Raw genomic sequence first — 16,329 nt, 5'->3', positions numbered from 1 at the left:
ATTGGTGCGCCGCGATCCTGCGCGATGGCCGTATGAGGCGAAGCTCAGCTCAGTGACGCAACGTATTTTTGCAGCGCCGCGCGGGCGTCCTCATCCGTGGCCTCCAGCACCATCCACGGGCTGAAGGCCCACGGCGTTATCGCCAGCGCGTTTAGCAGATCCTCCAGCCTGCACCATTGATAGTCCATAACCTCATCGCTATTCGGCCGCAGCGGGCCGGTGACGCGGGCGGCGTATACCGGGCAAACTTCGTTCTCGACGATGCCGTTGGGGGCGACGGCCCGGTAGCGGAACCGAGGCGCGACCGGCGCGATGCCGGTAATTTCGATGCCGAGCTCAAAGCGGCTGCGCCGCGTGACGGCCTGCTCGAACGTTTCGCCCTCCTGAGGGTGCCCGCAGACCGAATTGGTCCACACGCCCGGCCAGGCTTTCTTCTCCAGCGAACGCCGGGTGACCAGCAGCTGGCCCCGTTCATCAAACAGCCAGCAGGAAAACGCGAGGTGTAGTGGGGTATCTAAGGTGTGAGCGGCATACTTTTCCAGCATGCCGGCTGGCTTATCCTGTTCGTCCAGCAAAATGACGTGTTCCCCGGTCATGACGACTCCTGAAAATAAAAAATGACCCGGTACAAACCCGCCGGGCCATGTACTCAGGCCGTTAGGGTAGATCATTTGCGGACGAAAGGCATTATCAAAACAAGCCCAGGCTCCTCGCGGACGGCGGGAAGGCGCTATATTGGCCGCTCTCCGCCGGGCGTTTAATCCTTAAGGATAAGAGGCGTATCGATTGGGGATCCGGCTATGGGCTGGTATGATATTCGTCCATTCTGACGAGGTGAGAGTTTGTGTTGAGTGCAGGACGCCTGATGAGAAAACGCTTTTATATCACGATGATGTTGGTTAGCAGCCTGGTGATTGCCGGATGCTCCAGTTCATCTGATTCTGGTTCCGCCTATACCGTCAAACGCGGTGATACGCTGTACCGCATTTCCCGCACCACCGGCACCAGCGTCAAAGATCTGGCCCGGCTGAATAATCTTTCGCCGCCTTATACCATTGAAGTGGGACAGCGCCTGAAGCTGAACAGCGCGTCGGGAGCGAGCGCCGGAAAGGCCGCTAAGAAAAGCAGCGCGACCCGCACCGCTGCGGCTAAGCCGCCGGCTGCCCTGCCGCCGGTATCGTGGCCGCCGGTAGGGCAGCGCTGCTGGCGCTGGCCGACCAGCGGTAAGGTCATCCTGCCTTATTCCTCAAACGATGGTGGCAATAAGGGAATTGATATCGCCGGTACGCGCGGCCAGCCGGTGTATGCGGCCGGAACGGGGAAGGTGGTGTACGTCGGCAGCCAGCTGCGCGGCTACGGTAATCTGATCATGATTAAGCACAGCGATGATTACATCAGCGCCTATGCGCATAACGATAAAATGATGGTCAATAACGGCCAGAGCGTGAAGATAGGCCAGCAGATCGCCACGATGGGCAGCACCGATGCCGACTCCGTGCGTCTGCACTTCCAGATACGCTACCGGGCAACGGCCATCGATCCGCAGCGCTATTTACCGCCGCAGGGCAGTAAGCCTAAGTGCTAACGGGTTATTTTATCAGCAGTTAGCATGGTTCAGTCTTGTCAGACGGTGCGTAAGGTCTATAATGACCCTCGCACCTCTTTGCGGGCGTAGTTCAATGGTAGAACGAGAGCTTCCCAAGCTCTATACGAGGGTTCGATTCCCTTCGCCCGCTCCAGATCTCCTGAATCATCAACAAGTTAGATTATTCAGTTAGTTACGTTGCCCTGCTTTACAGGTACAACTTTAACTACCCGTTGAACTACGCCCGCACCTGTCGCGTGATTGGTCTGTGGTATATGGGGAGCATACCACCACGCTGGCGGTGGTTCCGGGTTCTTACCGCGATAGCACAACAACGAACAAAAAGCCGTATACCTGGCCTGGCACAATTCCCGAAGCAGATTGATTACATGCATTTAAGCCCGATGTGTGGCTCTATGAGCCACGTAAACAGGTGAATAGTGGAACGCCCCGGTAGCTACAGAACCGGCTCTGCCAACGCTTCGCTCACGCTCCTAACGGTACACGAGCACCCGATAAGGCGTGATCCCTCTGGCAATCTGATGAAGTCGCTACGCTCCACTTGTCTCCTTACCACTAACGGGGCTTTATGGCTTCTATTGCCTAAAATCAGAAATTTCTTTGAAGATATCTTTCCCGTATCCGATTGCGTAGGTGTACGATTAACGATCAATACCTATGTTAAATAAAGGGTTATTGTGGCTCTACAAGGAAAGTTGATACTGAACGGGGCAGATTATGCACCTTTCAACCTGTACGGCGTGGGTGTGTTCATGGCCCACTCTGGCAAAGGCATATATCGCAATAAGGGTGGCTGTGGAGCCGTACCCGATAATGGCCCGATTCCACCTGGCAAATACTGGATAGTTGAACGTGGATCAGGTGGTTTAGGATCGTGGGCGAAGGCTAAAGCGCAAGACTTATTCAATAAGATGTACTACGGAACCGAGTTTGGGCGTGATGAATGGTTTGCTTTGTATAAGGATGATTGGGGCATTGATGATGGTACCTGGATAAACAATGTTCACCGTGGATTGTTTCGGCTTCACCCTGGCACTGTCTCTGAAGGTTGCATAACGATAGCTCATAGCTCAGATTTTGCCACCATCCGAAACGCGCTATTAAATAAACACATCCCCTATTCAGGTTCCCTGTATGCATTCTCTTATGGCTCGTGGTTGGGTTGAGGTGGTAGCCAATGACTCGAACACTTGCCCGTAGAGTTATCAAAGTAGCATTTTACATCCTTTTATCTTTGGTTGTTGGTCGCACACTCGGAAATCCTGAAACATGGATGAGCCATGAACTAGCCAGCCAGATTGGGCATATAGTTTACGGGCCTGGAGAGGTTGGAGCCGACAACTTTTATGATCTCTATTTTTATATATCTGTAATCGTTGTTTTTTCTATAACAACTGTTCTTTACCGTTTAACAATGATGTTACTTAGAAAAATAAGGAGCAAATAAAATGCCAATTCCCCCGTATATGTGGCTTAAAGACGATGGCGGTGCAGACATAAAGGGATCTGTTGACGTTCAGGATCGTGACGGCAGCATTGAGATCATCGGACTGAGCCACTGAATCAACTTACCTGTAGACAATGCCAACGGTAAGATCACCGGGACCCGTCAACATTCATCAATGATGATTGAAAAGGAAGTTGATAGCTCTACTCCGTATCTTTATAAGGCCGCTACAACTGGTCAGACACTGAAAAGCGCGGAGATTCGTTTCTAGCACATCAACGACGCAGGGCAGGAAGTACCGTATTACTCTGTGCTGATGGAAAACGTGAAAATCACAGGTGTTAACTGCGGTGTTCCTAACTGCAAACTTGCAGCTAATGACAAAATGAACCACGTTGAAAGTGTCAGCTTGCAGTACGAGAAAATCACATGGAAGATTCACGACGGGAATATTCAGTTCACGGATGCCTGGAACGAGCGACCAACCGCATAACCTCAGAGGGGGGGTAATTAAATTTTGCTGAGACTGTTACGCGGCAGATCGGTTTGTCTTTGGCCCGGTTGCTGTCAACTTCGAAGAGATATTCATGCCCTGGATTATCAGCGCGGCGCTGTGCAACTAGTTCGAGCGCTCTCGCTGCCAGCATAATAGAACGGGTTTTCCCGGTCTTTTGCTCCTTCAGGTTCAGAATGTTGCCTTCCAGATGATTAAAATCTGCATATCGTAATTTGAGTGCGTCACCAGCTCGCGCGGCTGTCTGGTTCAGGAATACCCACAAATCACCATAAATAGGGCTGCTATTACCTCAGCGCTTTATAGCTTTCAAAACCGTGTCGGCACAAACAAACGCAGCTCCAGGAAAGCCCTTGAAATGCTATGCCATCACAGACCCTGTAAATAATTCTGTGTAACTGCCACCGTATTAAAGGCGATCGCTCAGGCGGTCACCGAACTCGATAATAAAACGGCTCATTGCCAACCGCCAGTTCTGGAGCGGCATACTCCATTTTTGACGCATCCCGGCGCCATCATTGATAACGCCGCACCTTGCGACTGGTTTCTTTTGACGTTTTGTTATTTTGCGCAAGATCGGTCAGGCAAATCAAATCGCCTTTGCGCATATTAAGAGGCACGGAGGAAGCCATGTGTGATAACAAAACCGATAGTTACGCCAGACGTTTTAATCAGGTTTTCGATTATATTGACCGCCATCTTGACGACGCGCTGTTGCTGGAAAAACTCAGCGAAGTGGCTCACTTCTCGCCATTTCATTTCCATCGTCAGTTTTGCAGCTATTGTGGGATGCCCCCTGGTCGTTACATCCAGATGATGCGCTTAAAACGCGCCTCTTATCGGCTGGCTTTTAATCCGTTAGAGAAAATCACCGATATCGCGTTCGACGCCGGTTTTCAGCACTCTGAATCATTTAGTCGCGCTTTCAGACAAATGTTCGGTCTATCACCGACGCAATTTCGCCAGCAGCCTCCTTGGATCGATTGGCATAAGCGCATATCCGAACCCTATAAAGCCAGGAGACAAACGATGCAAGGCCAGGTCAAGATCGTCAATTTTCCCGCGACATCAGTCGCCATGCTGACTCATTATGGGCAGCCGGAGCTCATAAACGAAACTGCGGCCCGCTTTATTGAGTGGCGAAAAACCACGGGTTATTCGCCCGTTGCCAGCAGCCAGACGTACGGTCTTGCTCCGGACGATCCGGCTACAACGCCGTCGGATGAATTTGCGTTCCATATTTGCGGAACGGTAACCTCACCGATTGCCGAAGACAATCGCTTCGGGGTGGTTAATAGCGACATCCCCGCGGGTCGATGCGCGGTGCTGCGCCATCAGGGATCGCACGATGCGTTAACCGGGCTGGCGCAGGCCCTGTATCGCGACTGGCTGCCCGGCAGCGGAGAAGAGCTGCGCGATTTCCCGCTCTTCTTTCACTACCACAACTTTGTCCATGAGGTGGCGGAACATGAATTGCTCACGGATATCTATTTGCCGCTGAAATAAGCCGATCCTGCTTACCGTCGCCGCAGGAGTGAGACTTCCCCCGAGCAGCTCTCCCATCTTTCTTTCGGCCGGGAGAGCTTCTTATCGGTTCGTCTCTCTCTTATCCCCGATTAAAGCGCGTTTTCGCTGCTTCCGTTACCGGAGTATAAAGTGAAATCAACGAGCCTTCGGGATCGCGAAACTGTGCCGTCCTGTTTCCCCAGGGTAAATCTTTAGGGGGATGAACCACTTCAACTTGTTCTTTTAAAAGATTAAATTCGGCATCGACATCTTCGACCCTGAACTCCAAAATTACCGAGCGATTCAATGCGGGCTGGGCGCTGCCCTCTTTGAACAGAGCTACCGTCTCAACGCTACCTATGGCGATAACGGCTACCGGCGTGACGATTTCCGCAAAAACCGGGGCTAACCAGTCAGCCTTGCTGCGGGTAACTAATTCATAAAACTGCACAACGTCTTTGATGTTTTGCGCAATCAGGCGGACAGATACGAATTTCATAGCGAAGCTCCATTATGGCGGCGAATAGCGCGGCCTCTGAAAAATATCTTCACTCAGGTATGCTGACAGCGTGGTGGCAACAGGATGAAAAAATGCGACGTGCAGACAGGCTGTTTCAGATTCTCCAGATACTCAGGCGTTCGACGCTTCCGGTCACCGCGGCGAAATTGGCCGAAGAGCTTGAAGTATCAAAGCGAACCATTTACCGGGATATTGCGGATCTCGCAGGGCAAAGGGTTCCGGTAGAGGGGGAGGCGGGTTGTGGCTATGTTTTAAGTGCAGATTACGACATGCCGCCTTTGATGTTTACGGCCGAGGAGCTGGAAGCCATCTTTCTTGGCGCAGAGCTGGTGCGGCGCTTACCGGATGCGACTCTGGCGAATAACGCCAGCGACGTGCTGGCAAAAATCGCCTCGGTAGTTCCCGCGCGGCTGCTCGGTTGTTTATCTTATTCGGCAGTAGGGATAAAGCCGGATGAGTCTGACAGGTTCAAACCCGATACGCGGAATATACGCATCGCCATTCGGGAAGGCAAAAAGCTGTTGCTGGATTACTGCTCCAGCTCCGGTGACATCACTCAAAGAACCGTTTGGCCGGTGGTGTTGGGCTATGACCAGAACTGCTGTCTCCTTATTAGCTGGTGCGAGCTACGCGGCGGCTTTCGTCACTTCCGGGCTGAGCGCATACGCCAGGTGACGATATTGCATGAAGATATTGGCACCAGCAGGAGTGAGCTCAGGAACCGTTGGGAACGCTGGCGGGATAATGAGATGAGACAGCTCAATGCAGAGTAATGTACAGGCACCCTCGGCTATTCGAGGACAAGAAGGTTAACTCGCCGCCTGGGAAAAATCAGGCCGATCTCCGTTCGCAAATATCTCTCATCATCCCCGATAGGTCCGGGCGACGGCTCCGCTATCATTTTTTGTGCGGGCCCTTTTCCCGGTTCAGCTAAATCCTAACGCACGCTACCAGCAGCCTCTCCGCTACCTGTCCATTTCCCATCTGCCCGCCGTTGCTCAGTTCACCACAACCTTTTGTCAGCCAGCGGCTAAGCATTTTCTTGTTCCGTCCAGCTTTCTCCACTCATTGTTGCTTACATCACAAAAACAACTGATCAATTAACGATCAACATCACGTTAATATTTCACTAACACATCTACCATTGGTATTACCACTACAGACCACTGGTGAGATCACATGGAAATCAGGCGCGAAAAGACAGAAGCCGGCAGCGGCTACGACCGAGTTGTAAAGTTTTTGCGGGATCAGCTACTCAATGGCGAACTGAAAGCCGGAGATAGCCTTCTGCCGGAGCGTGAGCTTTCGGCAAAGTTAGGCGTGAGTCGCCCCGTACTTCGCGAGGCGCTGCGGGCGCTCGCCATGGTCGGGGCGGTGGAGATCCGCCACGGCATTGGTACCGTGGTAACCAAACCTGATGTCTCAATTCTCGGCGAATTCTTTACTTTCGTTCTTGCCCACCAGCCCAACGTGGTAGATGACGTCATGCAGGCACGAATCGCTATTGAGCGTCAGGCCGTTCGTTTAGCCTGTCGCCGCGCGACACAAAGTGACTACGATCGCCTGGCCGCCTGTCTCGGTGAAATCATCGAAACCATTCGTACCCCCGAACTCGGTGCCTTGGCGGATTTCAGGTTTCATGAAAGCATCGTCACCGCATCCGGTTCGCCCACGCTTATCAATATTTACCAGTCCATCAGCATGTTGATGCGTCGTTCACACCTTGACCGCCGCGAGCAGATCATTCAGGTCGAGGGGATTGAGGAATTCCTCATTAACCATCACCGCGCCATTTTTTCCGCCATCGTCGAACGTGATGAGAATAAAGCCGATGAGTTACTTGGCCGTCACTTTGAGATTGGCTCAGATTTTCGCCGCCGCGCCACCATCCTCAAGGCCAGCAGCAGTTCATCGACCTTCACTACTCCGTAAAAGGAAAACAGCAGATGCAGATTGTGATTGGCAGTGACCACGCAGGATTTCACCTCAAGCAGGAGCTTAAACAGTGGCTGCATCAAGCCGGATATCAGATTGACGATGTCGGCAGCCACGACCCCGAACCGGTTGATTTTCCGGATATCGCCTTAGCGTTATGCAGCAAGGTGCGCAGCAGCGCAGATCGGCGCGGCATTCTGGTATGTGGCACCGGCGTCGGGGCGGTTATCGCCGCTAACAAAGTAAAAGGTATCCGCGCGGCGGTCTGCCACGACGTGCACTCCGCGCACCAGTCGGTAGAGCATGACGATGTCAACGTCATGTGTATGGGGGCGCAAATTGTCGGGCCGTGGCTCGCTCGCGATCTGATTATGGCTTTCCTCGAAGCGAAGTTTGTGCATGACGACGACTTTGTTCGTCGCGTCGCGAAGCTCGCTCAACTGGAACAACTTAACTAACCATCAACCTGGAGCATAACGATGAGTAACAGCACTTCCGGCATTGTCGGGTTTATTGGACTTGGCGTCATGGGCCGCGAGATGGCGCGTAATCTGGCTCAGGCAGGTTTTACCGTTCGCGCGTTTGATGTCGTCACAACAGCAGGTGATGCGCTCCGCCAGTATGGCGTGGACGTAGTCAGCGATCTTTCCAGCGCTATCAGCGATGCCGATATCGTCATCTCCATGCTGCCCGACACCCCGCAGGTTGAAGAGATAGTGCGCGGTGCCGGCGGACTGCTGAGCAACCCGCCGCGCGGGAAACTGTTTGTTGATATGAGCACTATCGCACCCGCCGCGACGCGTCAGCTAAGCGAATCTCTGGCAACAATTGGCGTCACGATGCTGGATGCACCGGTTTCCGGTGGCCCGGTCGGCGCAAAAAACGGCAATCTGACGATCATGGTGGGCGGCGCCGCCGAGGGCTTTGCTCAGGCTACTCCTTATTTGCGCGCGATGGGCACCACGCTCAATCACGTTGGCGCATCCGGCGCGGGGCAGACGGTAAAACTATGTAACCAGCTGATTTGTGGCATCAATATTCAGGCGATTTGTGAAGCGTTAGCGCTGGCGCGCGCCTGGGATATCAATCTTCCTCAGATGCGCGAGGTGCTGATGGGCGGTTCGGCAGCCTCCTGGATGCTCGATAAGCTGGGGAGCGCCATGATTGACGGTGATGTCTCCGCAGGATTTCGCATCGACCTGATGATGAAGGATCTGCGTCTTGTGCTGGAGGCCGCTCAGAAGCATCCGGTCCCACTGCCCGCTACCGCGCTGGTCGCCTCACAGTATCAAAACGCGCAGGCCTATGGCGAAGGTGCCAACGGCAATCAGGCGCTCTTTAAAGTTTACGACCGCCTGACCGGCCAGCAAAACAGCGTAACAAAATAACCGGGGTTGACCTTATGATGCTCGATTTCACAGCAATTCTCGCGCAGTGGCAGCTTCTGTGGAGTGGCGCGCTACTCACCGCCAAACTGGCTTTGGTGACGACGTTAACCGGTTTTCTGATCGGCACGCTTTGCGCAGCGGCGCGTCGTTCTGATTCGGTTTGGTTGGCGCGCCTGACGGGCGTTTATGTCGAGTCGATTCGCAATACGCCTTTTCTGGTGCAGATCTTCCTGGTCTATTTTGGTCTCTCCAGTCTGGGCTTCTCATTCAGCGCTTTCACGGTTTCAGTCATTGCACTCACCATTAATGTCGGGGCGTATACGGCAGAGATTATGCGCGCCGGCTTCGAGTCGATTCACAAAGGCCAGTGGGAAGCCGCCGAAACGCTGGGGCTGAATCGCTGGCAGCAATACTGGCATGTGGCGCTGCGCCCGGCGATTGAGCGCGTTTACCCCTCGCTAACCAGCCAGTTTATTTTGCTGATGCTGGCATCATCGGTGACATCGCAAATTTCAGCGGAAGAGCTCACGGCAACGGCCAATTTTATCCAGTCAGAAACCTATCGCCCCTTTGAAACGTTCTTCATCGTGGCCTGTATTTACATCGCGCTGTCGCTGTTGATGCGAGTGATATTCTGGCTATTTGGTCAGGTGATTTTCCCTCGCCGCCGCCGTCTTGGCACGTCGATTTAAGGAGAGTCGTAGATGAATATTCCTCTTAACTTTGCCCATCTACAGTTTCTGCTTGATGGCACGCTGTGGACGGTGATTTTGTCACTAATGGCCTTTGGCGGTGGCGGTCTGGTGGGGTTCCTCATTGCGCTGGGACGCATTGCGCCTTTGAAGCCGCTGCGTCTTCTGGTCAGCGCATGGGTGCAGCTAATTCAGGGTACGCCGCTACTGATCATCATGTTTATGGTCTACTTCGGCTTACCTCAACTCGGTTATTCGATAGCTCCTCTGCTGGCAGCAGGTATCTCTCTTACCATTTATGCCAGCGCCTATCTCGGTGAGATCTGGCGCGGCTGCATACAAGCGGTTCCACGCGCACAGTGGGAGGCGGCCGAATGTCTGGCACTGTCGCGCACTCAGCGCATGTTCAAAGTGATTATGCCGCAAGCAATCAAGCTGGCAACGCCACCTACCGTTGGATTCTCGGTACAGATAATCAAAAACACCTCGCTGGCGTCGGTGGTGGGTTTTGTCGAGCTGGCGCGTGCTGGCCAGCTCATCAACAACTCGATTTTCCAGCCCTTTATTATCTATCTGATCGTTGCCGTCATTTACTTCTGCCTGTGTTTTCCGGTTTCAGCATTAAGCCGCAGGCTGGAACGCGGAGCACCACAGAAACAGGCTAAGCGCCTGCAGGCCATTGCGGCGCGCGTTAATCGAGGATAAGGATAAAGTTATGTCAATCATTACCTTAAGCAACGTACAGAAGAGTTTTGGTCATAATTCAGTGCTGAAAGATGTCTCGTTTTCAGTGAATCAGGGCCAGGTCGTGGCGCTGATTGGTGCCAGCGGCTCGGGCAAAAGCACTGCGCTCCGCTGTATTGATCGGTTGGAAACCATCAATGGCGGCAGTATCGAAGTGTGTGGCTATAAAGTGGAGGATCCCAAAGTCGATTTGCGTAAGTTACGCCAGGACGTTGGCATTGTATTTCAGAGCTACAACCTGTTTCCCCATCTCACCATTGAGCAGAACGTTACGCTTGGTCCGGTCGCGGTGAAAAAAATGCCGAAAGCAGAAGCCAGAAGGCTAGCGCTCTCTGTTCTGGAACAGGTCGGGCTCGCGGATAAAGTGGACAGCTATCCTGAGCAACTCTCCGGCGGGCAGCAGCAGCGTGCCGCTATCGCCCGCTCTCTGGCGATGAAACCAAAAGTGATGCTTTTTGATGAGGTCACTTCGGCGCTGGATCCTAAATTAACCGGCGAAGTGCTGCGCGTTATTGAGCGGCTGGCTGGGAGCGGCATGACGATGATCATGGTGACGCATGAAATGAATTTTGCACGCAAAGTCGCCGATAAAGTGATCTTCATGCATCAGGGAAAAGTGCATGAAAGCGGCAGCGCCGCCATTTTGCAAGCGCCGGAAACCGAGGCCTTAAAGGAGTTTATTGCCAACGATCTGTAATTCACCCGATACCCTGTACCCATCCTCATCAGGAGAATAATAATGAAATACGCAAAATCGATTGCCCTACTCGCCAGCATGGTAACAGCACTTATCGCCCAGCCGGCCTCGGCAAACGCGCTGGAAGACATTCAACAACGCGGCGAACTGCGTGTCGCCACCGATATGTCACTGCCGCCTTCAGGCATGCTGGACGCCTCGATGAAGCCGGTCGGCTCCGATGTCGAAACCGCTGAACTGCTGGCGAAGGATTGGGGCTTAAAGCTGAAGTTTATTGAAACAACCGGACCGACGCGTATTCCGAACCTGCAAACCGGTAAGGCAGATATCGTCATTTCAACCCTGTCCGTCACGCCACAGCGTGCGCATGTGATTGATTTTACTCGTGCTTATGCAGGCTTGCGCTCTGTTATTGCGGCACCTGCCGCCACCAAAGTCAGTGACTGGGCCGATTTAAAAGGGCATGCAATTACCGTTACGCGCGGCACCACTCAGGACTCAATGCTGAGTCAGGATGCGATGAAAAAGGGCTATAGCATTCAACGCTATGATGATGATGCAACCTTAGTCACCGCCGCCGTTAGCGGTCAGGCATATGCGGTCGCCACTTCCGCCACGCTGGTTAACCAGATTAAAAAACAGAATCCTAAATTAAGCTTTGAGCCCAAATTAACCCTAACGGTATTTGATTTAGCCATCGGAGTTAAAAAAGGTGAACCGGAGTTGAAAGAAAAATTAAATGAATGGATTGTCACCAATCTTAAAAATGGAAAACTAAACGCCATTTACGAAAAATACCACGGCGAAGCTATCCCGGCGGAAATAATAAACCGTAAATAGTTTATCGCCCCTTGTCACAGGGTAATTGCAGGCAGCGCATCCATTTAGCTAACCCGGGTGGAGGAGGGGGACTTGCCGACGAAGCTAACGGCTCCAGGCTGCAACCCGGGGAGGTAAGGGCCGCTTACCGGCCCCGATAGCGCGCCTGCCTGCCCCTGGTTAAACCAGCCGGTTCTCCCCATCCTCAGCGGTGATTTTCCTCCACAGCGCTTCGCCAACGGGAGGATCTTGCTGAAAATAGTCCATCAGGAAATCGATGCATACCTTCAACCCCTGTGCGATCCCCACACCAGCGCCATGCCTTCGCTCCCCGGGCGCACCAGCTGAAAGCCAAATTTTTTATACAGCTCGGGAACGTCGGCGACCAGGCTGACGTAGGCGCCCGCCGGCGCATGCAGCTCAAGCCAGGCCATCAGATGCTCCATGATTTTTCGCCCCAGCCCCTTTCCCTGATGCGCCGGATCGACGGCAACATCGACGATCTCGAAGTTAAGCGCGCCGTCGCCAACGATGCGTCCCATGCCGACAATCAGCCCGGAATACTCCACGTATACGCCGTGGCAGCTGCGGGGCAGCGCGCGTTTAGCCGCCTCAAGAGGGCGGGGCGTTAAACCGGAGATGACGCGCAGGCGACAAAAATCGTCTGCCGGGGGAACGGTTTCCACAAAAGCGTATGCTGCTGACATGTATTGATCTCCGTATTAAGCGTTCCCCTGTTTACCATCAACAACTCATTCGCTCAACCGCTACGCGCGTCGCCGGCAAACCGGCTCATTACCGATCCGCCGGCAAAAATAGAAATGAATAAAAACGGATCCAGGCGCGTTTACCGGCTATCGACACTGAGGATAACCCACTATGACGCGCACTGTTTCCGCTATGGCCTTCGGGCTCTTGCTCGGCCCGGCGCCGCTGTACGCGATGCCGGTTAGCTACGGCATCAGCACCCCCGACACCGCTATCGGGCTTTCATGGCACGCTTTCGGCGGCACCTCGCAGGCGCATCTTGCCGGCGTAACGGGGGAGCTGACGCTGGATATGGACAATGACATGGACGATCGTCTGAGCGTCTCCATCCCGGTCGCCACCCTCGCGGCCTCCAATAACCTGCTGACCTGGCAAATGAAGGGCCGTCTCTTTTTCGATGCCGATCGCTATCCGGCGATCCGCTTTACCAGCAGCCGCGTGGTGGCGCTGGGGGGCGGACGCTTTCGGGTCTTTGGCTACCTCGGCGTAAAAAATATTCTGCGCCCGGTCATTCTCGAGGCGACCCTCCAGGAGCCGACGGGCACGCCTGCCGGCCGGGAGGGGCTATCGCTGCATGCGACGACCGCCATCTCACGTGCGGCTTTTAATATGGCCAGCATGGCGGCGCTGGGGGGGGATACCGTCACCATTGATATCGCCATCGAGGCTAAAGTCCGGCATCGGGCCTAAACTCCCCCGCGCGCTATTCGCGCGGGAGGGCAGGGATTAACGACCGGGCAGCATGCGGGACAGCACGTTATCGCGAAACAGGTAGTGGTGGGCCAGCGCCGCCAGGGCGTGGGCGCAGGCGAGAATAATCAGCGCCCACGCCACGTTGTTGTGCCACTCCCCCAGGCTATGCCTGAGCGCGGGATCGATGCTTACCCAGCCGGAGAGATCGAGCCCGCCAAAAAAGCGGAACGGCTCCTGCTGAGCCCAGCGAAACAGAAAGCCCAGCGCGGCCTGGGCGAACAGCAACAGGTACAGCGTCCCGTGGACGGCGTGCGCGGCAAGCTTTATCGGGCGCGAATCCCGGGTCGGCGGCAGGGCGTAGCGCGGGGAGCGCTGGCTGATAATACGCCACAGCAGGCGCACGACGATCGTCAGCGCCAGCACGATGCCGCATGAGATATGCAGGGCCTGCAGCTCTTTTCGCAACGGCGTGCCGCGTTCCAGCCACGCCCAGATGTGGGCGCTGGAAAAGAGAAAGATGACGCAGGCGGCGGTCAGCCAGTGCAGCGTCAGCGTCAAGCCGTCATAGCGCTGGCGCTGCGCGGTGGGGGATAGTTCTGTCATAACAAGGGACTCCATCAGCGGTGTTGGTGATGGGTAAACGCGGCAGGGGGAACATCTATTCGGAAAATTTTTCTATCGGGCGATCTTCTGTACGGAGCGGTTTATTGCAATTTTGTTACATGCATTACATAACGGCGGCTGCGGCATTGCCTGCGCCGCGGTAACAGGCATCATAAAACGACCTTCCGGCAAGAGTATTTCATCATGATCAAAGTCGCCCTGGTGGATGACCATGTGGTCGTTCGATCCGGTTTTGCCCAGCTATTAAATCTGGAAGACGATCTTATCGTGGCGGGACAGTACAGCAGCGCCGCCGAGGCGTGGTCCGCGCTGATGCGCAGCGAAATTGACGTTGCGGTGCTCGACGTCGCCATGCCGGACGAGAACGGCCTGAGCCTGCTCAAACGCCTGCGCCAGCAGCACCCCGGATTTCGCGCCATTATTCTCAGCATCTATGACACCCCGGCTTTTGTGCAGAGCGCCATCGATGCCGGGGCGAGCGGTTATCTTACCAAACGCTGCGGCCCGGAGGAGCTGGTGCAGGCGGTACGTTCGGTGGGGATGGGCGGCCACTATCTGTGCGTTGATGCGCTCAAAGCGCTGCGCGGCGGCGAATCATCGCCAAAAGCGCTCGACGTCCTGACCCCGCGCGAGCGGGAGATCTTCGAGCTGCTGGTGAAAGGGGAGAGCGTTAAGGCGATCGCCTTCAGCCTGGCGCTGAGCCATAAAACCGTCCACGTGCACCGGGCTAACGTGCTGGGTAAGCTGCAGTGCGGCAGCACCATTGAGCTGGTGCATTTCGCTCTCGATAATCAGCTGCTGACGGGCCATTGATGAAACGCGCGTCCCGTCATCTGATCCTGACGCTGTTTATCACCCTGGCCTGGGGAAGCGCCTGGCTGATGCTGTGGACGCTCAGCTTTTATTTGACCCACAACGGCCAGCAGGCGGTGCTGTTCCTGCCGCAGGGCGTCTATCTGGCGCTGCTGATCCTGCTGCCGCGCCGCTTTTGGCCGGCGGTTGTCCTGCCGCCGCTGGCGGCGATCGTCTGGCTGCGAAGCGAGCAGCTGCTGACCGGCTACACGATTGCGATCGTCCCGCTGGTGGGCATGCTGTCGGCGTATATGGCGCAGCGTTTCTGGTACCGCTTTCCGCTCTACTGGCAGCGGCTGTCGCTGCTGATTGCGGCGGTCAGCGCCAACGCGCTGCTCCAGACCCTGGCCCTGATCGCCTTTTTGCAGAGCCCCGCGACGCTGCTCGGGCTGGCCTCGTTTACCGGCGGCGTGCTGCTGGCGCCGTTTGTCTATCTGATGTTCGAGTTTTTGCGCCAGCAGCATCGCTATCAGCTGCTGGGGCTGGATACCAGCAACCCGCCGCTGCGCGCCTCGCTGATTATCTGGTGTAGCCTGTTTTTTATCATCGGCATCGGCACCCAGATGGTGCTCTCCCCGGCGCTGGAGCGGCTGCTGCTGATCGTGGTGTTTTTGCCTAACGTGGTGATGGCGTGGAAGTTTGGCTGGCAGGGCGGCGTGCTGTCCGGTCTGCTCGGCAGCATGATGATCGCCATCGCGCGCCAGGTGGGCGGCGGATTTACGGACCTGCTGGAGCTTGAAATTTTCCTCGCCACCCAGTCGCTGCTGGGGATCGGCCTTGGCATCGCCATCAGCCGCCAGCAGCATCTGGCGCTCAATCTCGATCGCTATCGCCGCCGGCTGGAGCAGGAGCTGCAGACCCGGCGCGAGCTGACGGAGAAGCTGATCCACACGGAGGAGGATACCCGCAAGCATCTCGCCCGCGAGCTGCATGATGAAATCGGGCAGAACATCACCGCCATTCAGATCCAGTCGCAGCTGGTCAAACGGGCCGGCGGCACCGCCCTGGCGATTGAGGCCGCCGGACAGATCGGCGAGCTGGCCCAGCGCATTCACCACTCCACCCGCCAGCTGCTGCGCCAGCTGCGCCCCCCGGCGCTGGACGAGCTGTCGCTCAGGGAGGCGCTGCACCATCTGGTGAAGGAGTTCGCCTTTGCCGAGCGCGGGATTAACTGCCGCTTTGACTACCGGCTGGCGGCCCCGCCGGCCAACGAAACCCTGGTCTTTACCCTCTATCGCCTGCTGCAGGAGCTGCTCAATAACGTCAGCAAGCACGCCGGCGCCAGTGAGGTGGCGATCCTGCTTTGCCAGCAGGGCGACGGCCTGTACCTCGAGGTGCGGGACAACGGCAGCGGCCTCGGACCGCAGAATACGCCGGGCTTTGGCATGCAGGGCATTCGCGAGCGCGTCCACGCCCTCGGCGGGGAGCTGACCCTGGAATCACGCGGCGGCACGCGCGTAATTGTTAACCTGCCCACATTTTCGTCACAAACACTTCGTTAACCAGGAAAAAGTCTTAGCCGCA

At 55.4% G+C, this 16,329-nt stretch carries 19 protein-coding genes, 1 tRNA gene and 2 pseudogenes; 17 read left to right on the top strand and 5 right to left on the bottom strand.

Going from position 1 to position 16,329, the window contains the following annotated elements; genetic code table 11:
- Positions 1-44 precede the first annotated feature (44 nt).
- The gene (gene idi / locus NWP14_RS18090) at positions 45-596 is read right to left on the bottom strand and encodes an isopentenyl-diphosphate Delta-isomerase (RefSeq protein ID WP_375215776.1); all 552 of its coding nucleotides are present in this window, start codon (positions 594-596) and stop codon (positions 45-47) included.
- Between the two features lie 269 nt (positions 597-865).
- On the opposite strand from idi, the gene actS reads away from it, so the two are divergent.
- The 5 genes and pseudogenes from actS (at position 866) to NWP14_RS18065 (ending at position 3,546) form a co-directional block, all read left to right on the top strand.
- The gene (actS, locus tag NWP14_RS18085; protein ID WP_375215775.1) at positions 866-1,585 is read left to right on the top strand and encodes an amidase activator ActS; all 720 of its coding nucleotides are present in this window, start codon (positions 866-868) and stop codon (positions 1,583-1,585) included.
- An 80-nt stretch (positions 1,586-1,665) separates the two neighbouring features.
- Positions 1,666-1,739 (top strand) — tRNA-Gly (locus NWP14_RS18080).
- Positions 1,740-2,283: 544 nt separating this feature from the next.
- Positions 2,284-2,806, top strand: a pseudogene (locus tag NWP14_RS18075) (DUF2778 domain-containing protein).
- Positions 2,784-3,053, top strand: coding sequence for a hypothetical protein (locus NWP14_RS18070; protein ID WP_375215774.1), 270 nt, complete (start codon positions 2,784-2,786; stop codon positions 3,051-3,053). Before NWP14_RS18075 ends, NWP14_RS18070 begins: the two are co-directional and overlap by 23 nt.
- Before the next feature lies 1 nt (position 3,054).
- Positions 3,055-3,546: pseudogene (locus tag NWP14_RS18065) on the top strand (Hcp family type VI secretion system effector).
- Here NWP14_RS18065 and NWP14_RS18060 read toward each other — a convergent pair.
- On the bottom strand, positions 3,512-3,832 hold the full coding sequence (locus NWP14_RS18060) for a tyrosine-type recombinase/integrase (protein WP_375215773.1): 321 nt from the start codon (positions 3,830-3,832) through the stop codon (positions 3,512-3,514). The pseudogene NWP14_RS18065 and the gene NWP14_RS18060 overlap by 35 nt on opposite strands.
- Before the next feature lie 365 nt (positions 3,833-4,197).
- On the opposite strand from NWP14_RS18060, the gene NWP14_RS18055 reads away from it, so the two are divergent.
- A complete protein-coding gene (locus NWP14_RS18055) occupies positions 4,198-5,073 on the top strand; it encodes a GyrI-like domain-containing protein (RefSeq protein ID WP_375215772.1) in 876 nt (291 codons plus the stop codon).
- A 100-nt stretch (positions 5,074-5,173) separates the two neighbouring features.
- On the opposite strand, the gene NWP14_RS18050 is transcribed toward NWP14_RS18055, so the two are convergent.
- A complete protein-coding gene (locus NWP14_RS18050) occupies positions 5,174-5,572 on the bottom strand; it encodes a glyoxalase/bleomycin resistance/extradiol dioxygenase family protein (RefSeq protein ID WP_095099178.1) in 399 nt (132 codons plus the stop codon).
- 14 nt (positions 5,573-5,586) lie between these two features.
- On the opposite strand from NWP14_RS18050, the gene NWP14_RS18045 reads away from it, so the two are divergent.
- The 8 genes from NWP14_RS18045 to NWP14_RS18010 all read left to right on the top strand — a co-directional run bounded on the left by NWP14_RS18045 (position 5,587) and on the right by NWP14_RS18010 (position 11,889).
- Positions 5,587-6,366: a helix-turn-helix transcriptional regulator gene (locus NWP14_RS18045; RefSeq protein ID WP_375215771.1), complete on the top strand. Its 780-nt coding sequence runs from the start codon at positions 5,587-5,589 to the stop codon at positions 6,364-6,366.
- A 406-nt stretch (positions 6,367-6,772) separates the two neighbouring features.
- Positions 6,773-7,525 (top strand): FadR/GntR family transcriptional regulator, encoded by a 753-nt coding sequence (locus NWP14_RS18040; RefSeq protein ID WP_331834824.1) that lies wholly within the window; start codon positions 6,773-6,775, stop codon positions 7,523-7,525.
- A gap of 14 nt (positions 7,526-7,539) precedes the next feature.
- Entirely contained in the window at positions 7,540-7,986 is a 447-nt protein-coding gene (rpiB, locus tag NWP14_RS18035; protein WP_095099174.1) for a ribose 5-phosphate isomerase B, read from the top strand.
- Between the two features lie 21 nt (positions 7,987-8,007).
- Positions 8,008-8,916: an NAD(P)-dependent oxidoreductase gene (locus NWP14_RS18030; RefSeq protein WP_375215770.1), complete on the top strand. Its 909-nt coding sequence runs from the start codon at positions 8,008-8,010 to the stop codon at positions 8,914-8,916.
- 14 nt (positions 8,917-8,930) lie between these two features.
- Positions 8,931-9,608, top strand: a complete 678-nt coding sequence (locus NWP14_RS18025; RefSeq protein WP_095099165.1) for an amino acid ABC transporter permease — start codon at positions 8,931-8,933, stop codon at positions 9,606-9,608.
- Between the two features lie 12 nt (positions 9,609-9,620).
- On the top strand, positions 9,621-10,313 hold the full coding sequence (locus tag NWP14_RS18020; protein ID WP_095099162.1) for an amino acid ABC transporter permease: 693 nt from the start codon (positions 9,621-9,623) through the stop codon (positions 10,311-10,313).
- A gap of 10 nt (positions 10,314-10,323) precedes the next feature.
- Positions 10,324-11,049 (top strand): amino acid ABC transporter ATP-binding protein, encoded by a 726-nt coding sequence (locus NWP14_RS18015; protein ID WP_095099159.1) that lies wholly within the window; start codon positions 10,324-10,326, stop codon positions 11,047-11,049.
- Between the two features lie 42 nt (positions 11,050-11,091).
- Entirely contained in the window at positions 11,092-11,889 is a 798-nt protein-coding gene (locus NWP14_RS18010) for a transporter substrate-binding domain-containing protein (protein WP_375215769.1), read from the top strand.
- A gap of 266 nt (positions 11,890-12,155) precedes the next feature.
- Here the strand turns inward: NWP14_RS18010 and NWP14_RS18005 are convergent, their stop codons facing one another.
- A complete protein-coding gene (locus tag NWP14_RS18005) occupies positions 12,156-12,575 on the bottom strand; it encodes a GNAT family N-acetyltransferase (protein WP_331834822.1) in 420 nt (139 codons plus the stop codon).
- A gap of 172 nt (positions 12,576-12,747) precedes the next feature.
- On the opposite strand from NWP14_RS18005, the gene NWP14_RS18000 reads away from it, so the two are divergent.
- Entirely contained in the window at positions 12,748-13,326 is a 579-nt protein-coding gene (locus NWP14_RS18000; RefSeq protein WP_375215768.1) for a YceI family protein, read from the top strand.
- A 36-nt stretch (positions 13,327-13,362) separates the two neighbouring features.
- Here the strand turns inward: NWP14_RS18000 and NWP14_RS17995 are convergent, their stop codons facing one another.
- Positions 13,363-13,932 carry a cytochrome b gene (locus NWP14_RS17995; protein ID WP_375215767.1) on the bottom strand — a complete coding sequence of 190 codons (570 nt, stop codon included), beginning with the start codon at positions 13,930-13,932 and terminating at the stop codon, positions 13,363-13,365.
- A gap of 204 nt (positions 13,933-14,136) precedes the next feature.
- Between NWP14_RS17995 and NWP14_RS17990 the strand changes: the two genes are divergently transcribed.
- Both NWP14_RS17990 and NWP14_RS17985 read left to right on the top strand, forming a co-directional pair.
- A complete protein-coding gene (locus NWP14_RS17990) occupies positions 14,137-14,766 on the top strand; it encodes a response regulator (RefSeq protein ID WP_375215766.1) in 630 nt (209 codons plus the stop codon).
- Positions 14,766-16,307, top strand: coding sequence for an MASE1 domain-containing protein (locus NWP14_RS17985; protein ID WP_375215765.1), 1,542 nt, complete (start codon positions 14,766-14,768; stop codon positions 16,305-16,307). The genes NWP14_RS17990 and NWP14_RS17985 overlap by 1 nt, the downstream gene beginning before the upstream one ends.
- Positions 16,308-16,329: the final 22 nt, after the last annotated feature.

The organism is Klebsiella sp. C349492, from assembly GCF_042055345.1.
In the GTDB taxonomy this organism is placed as follows: Bacteria; Pseudomonadota; Gammaproteobacteria; order Enterobacterales; family Enterobacteriaceae; genus Klebsiella; species Klebsiella scottii.
This window is presented reverse-complemented; position numbering and strand designations above follow the sequence as displayed.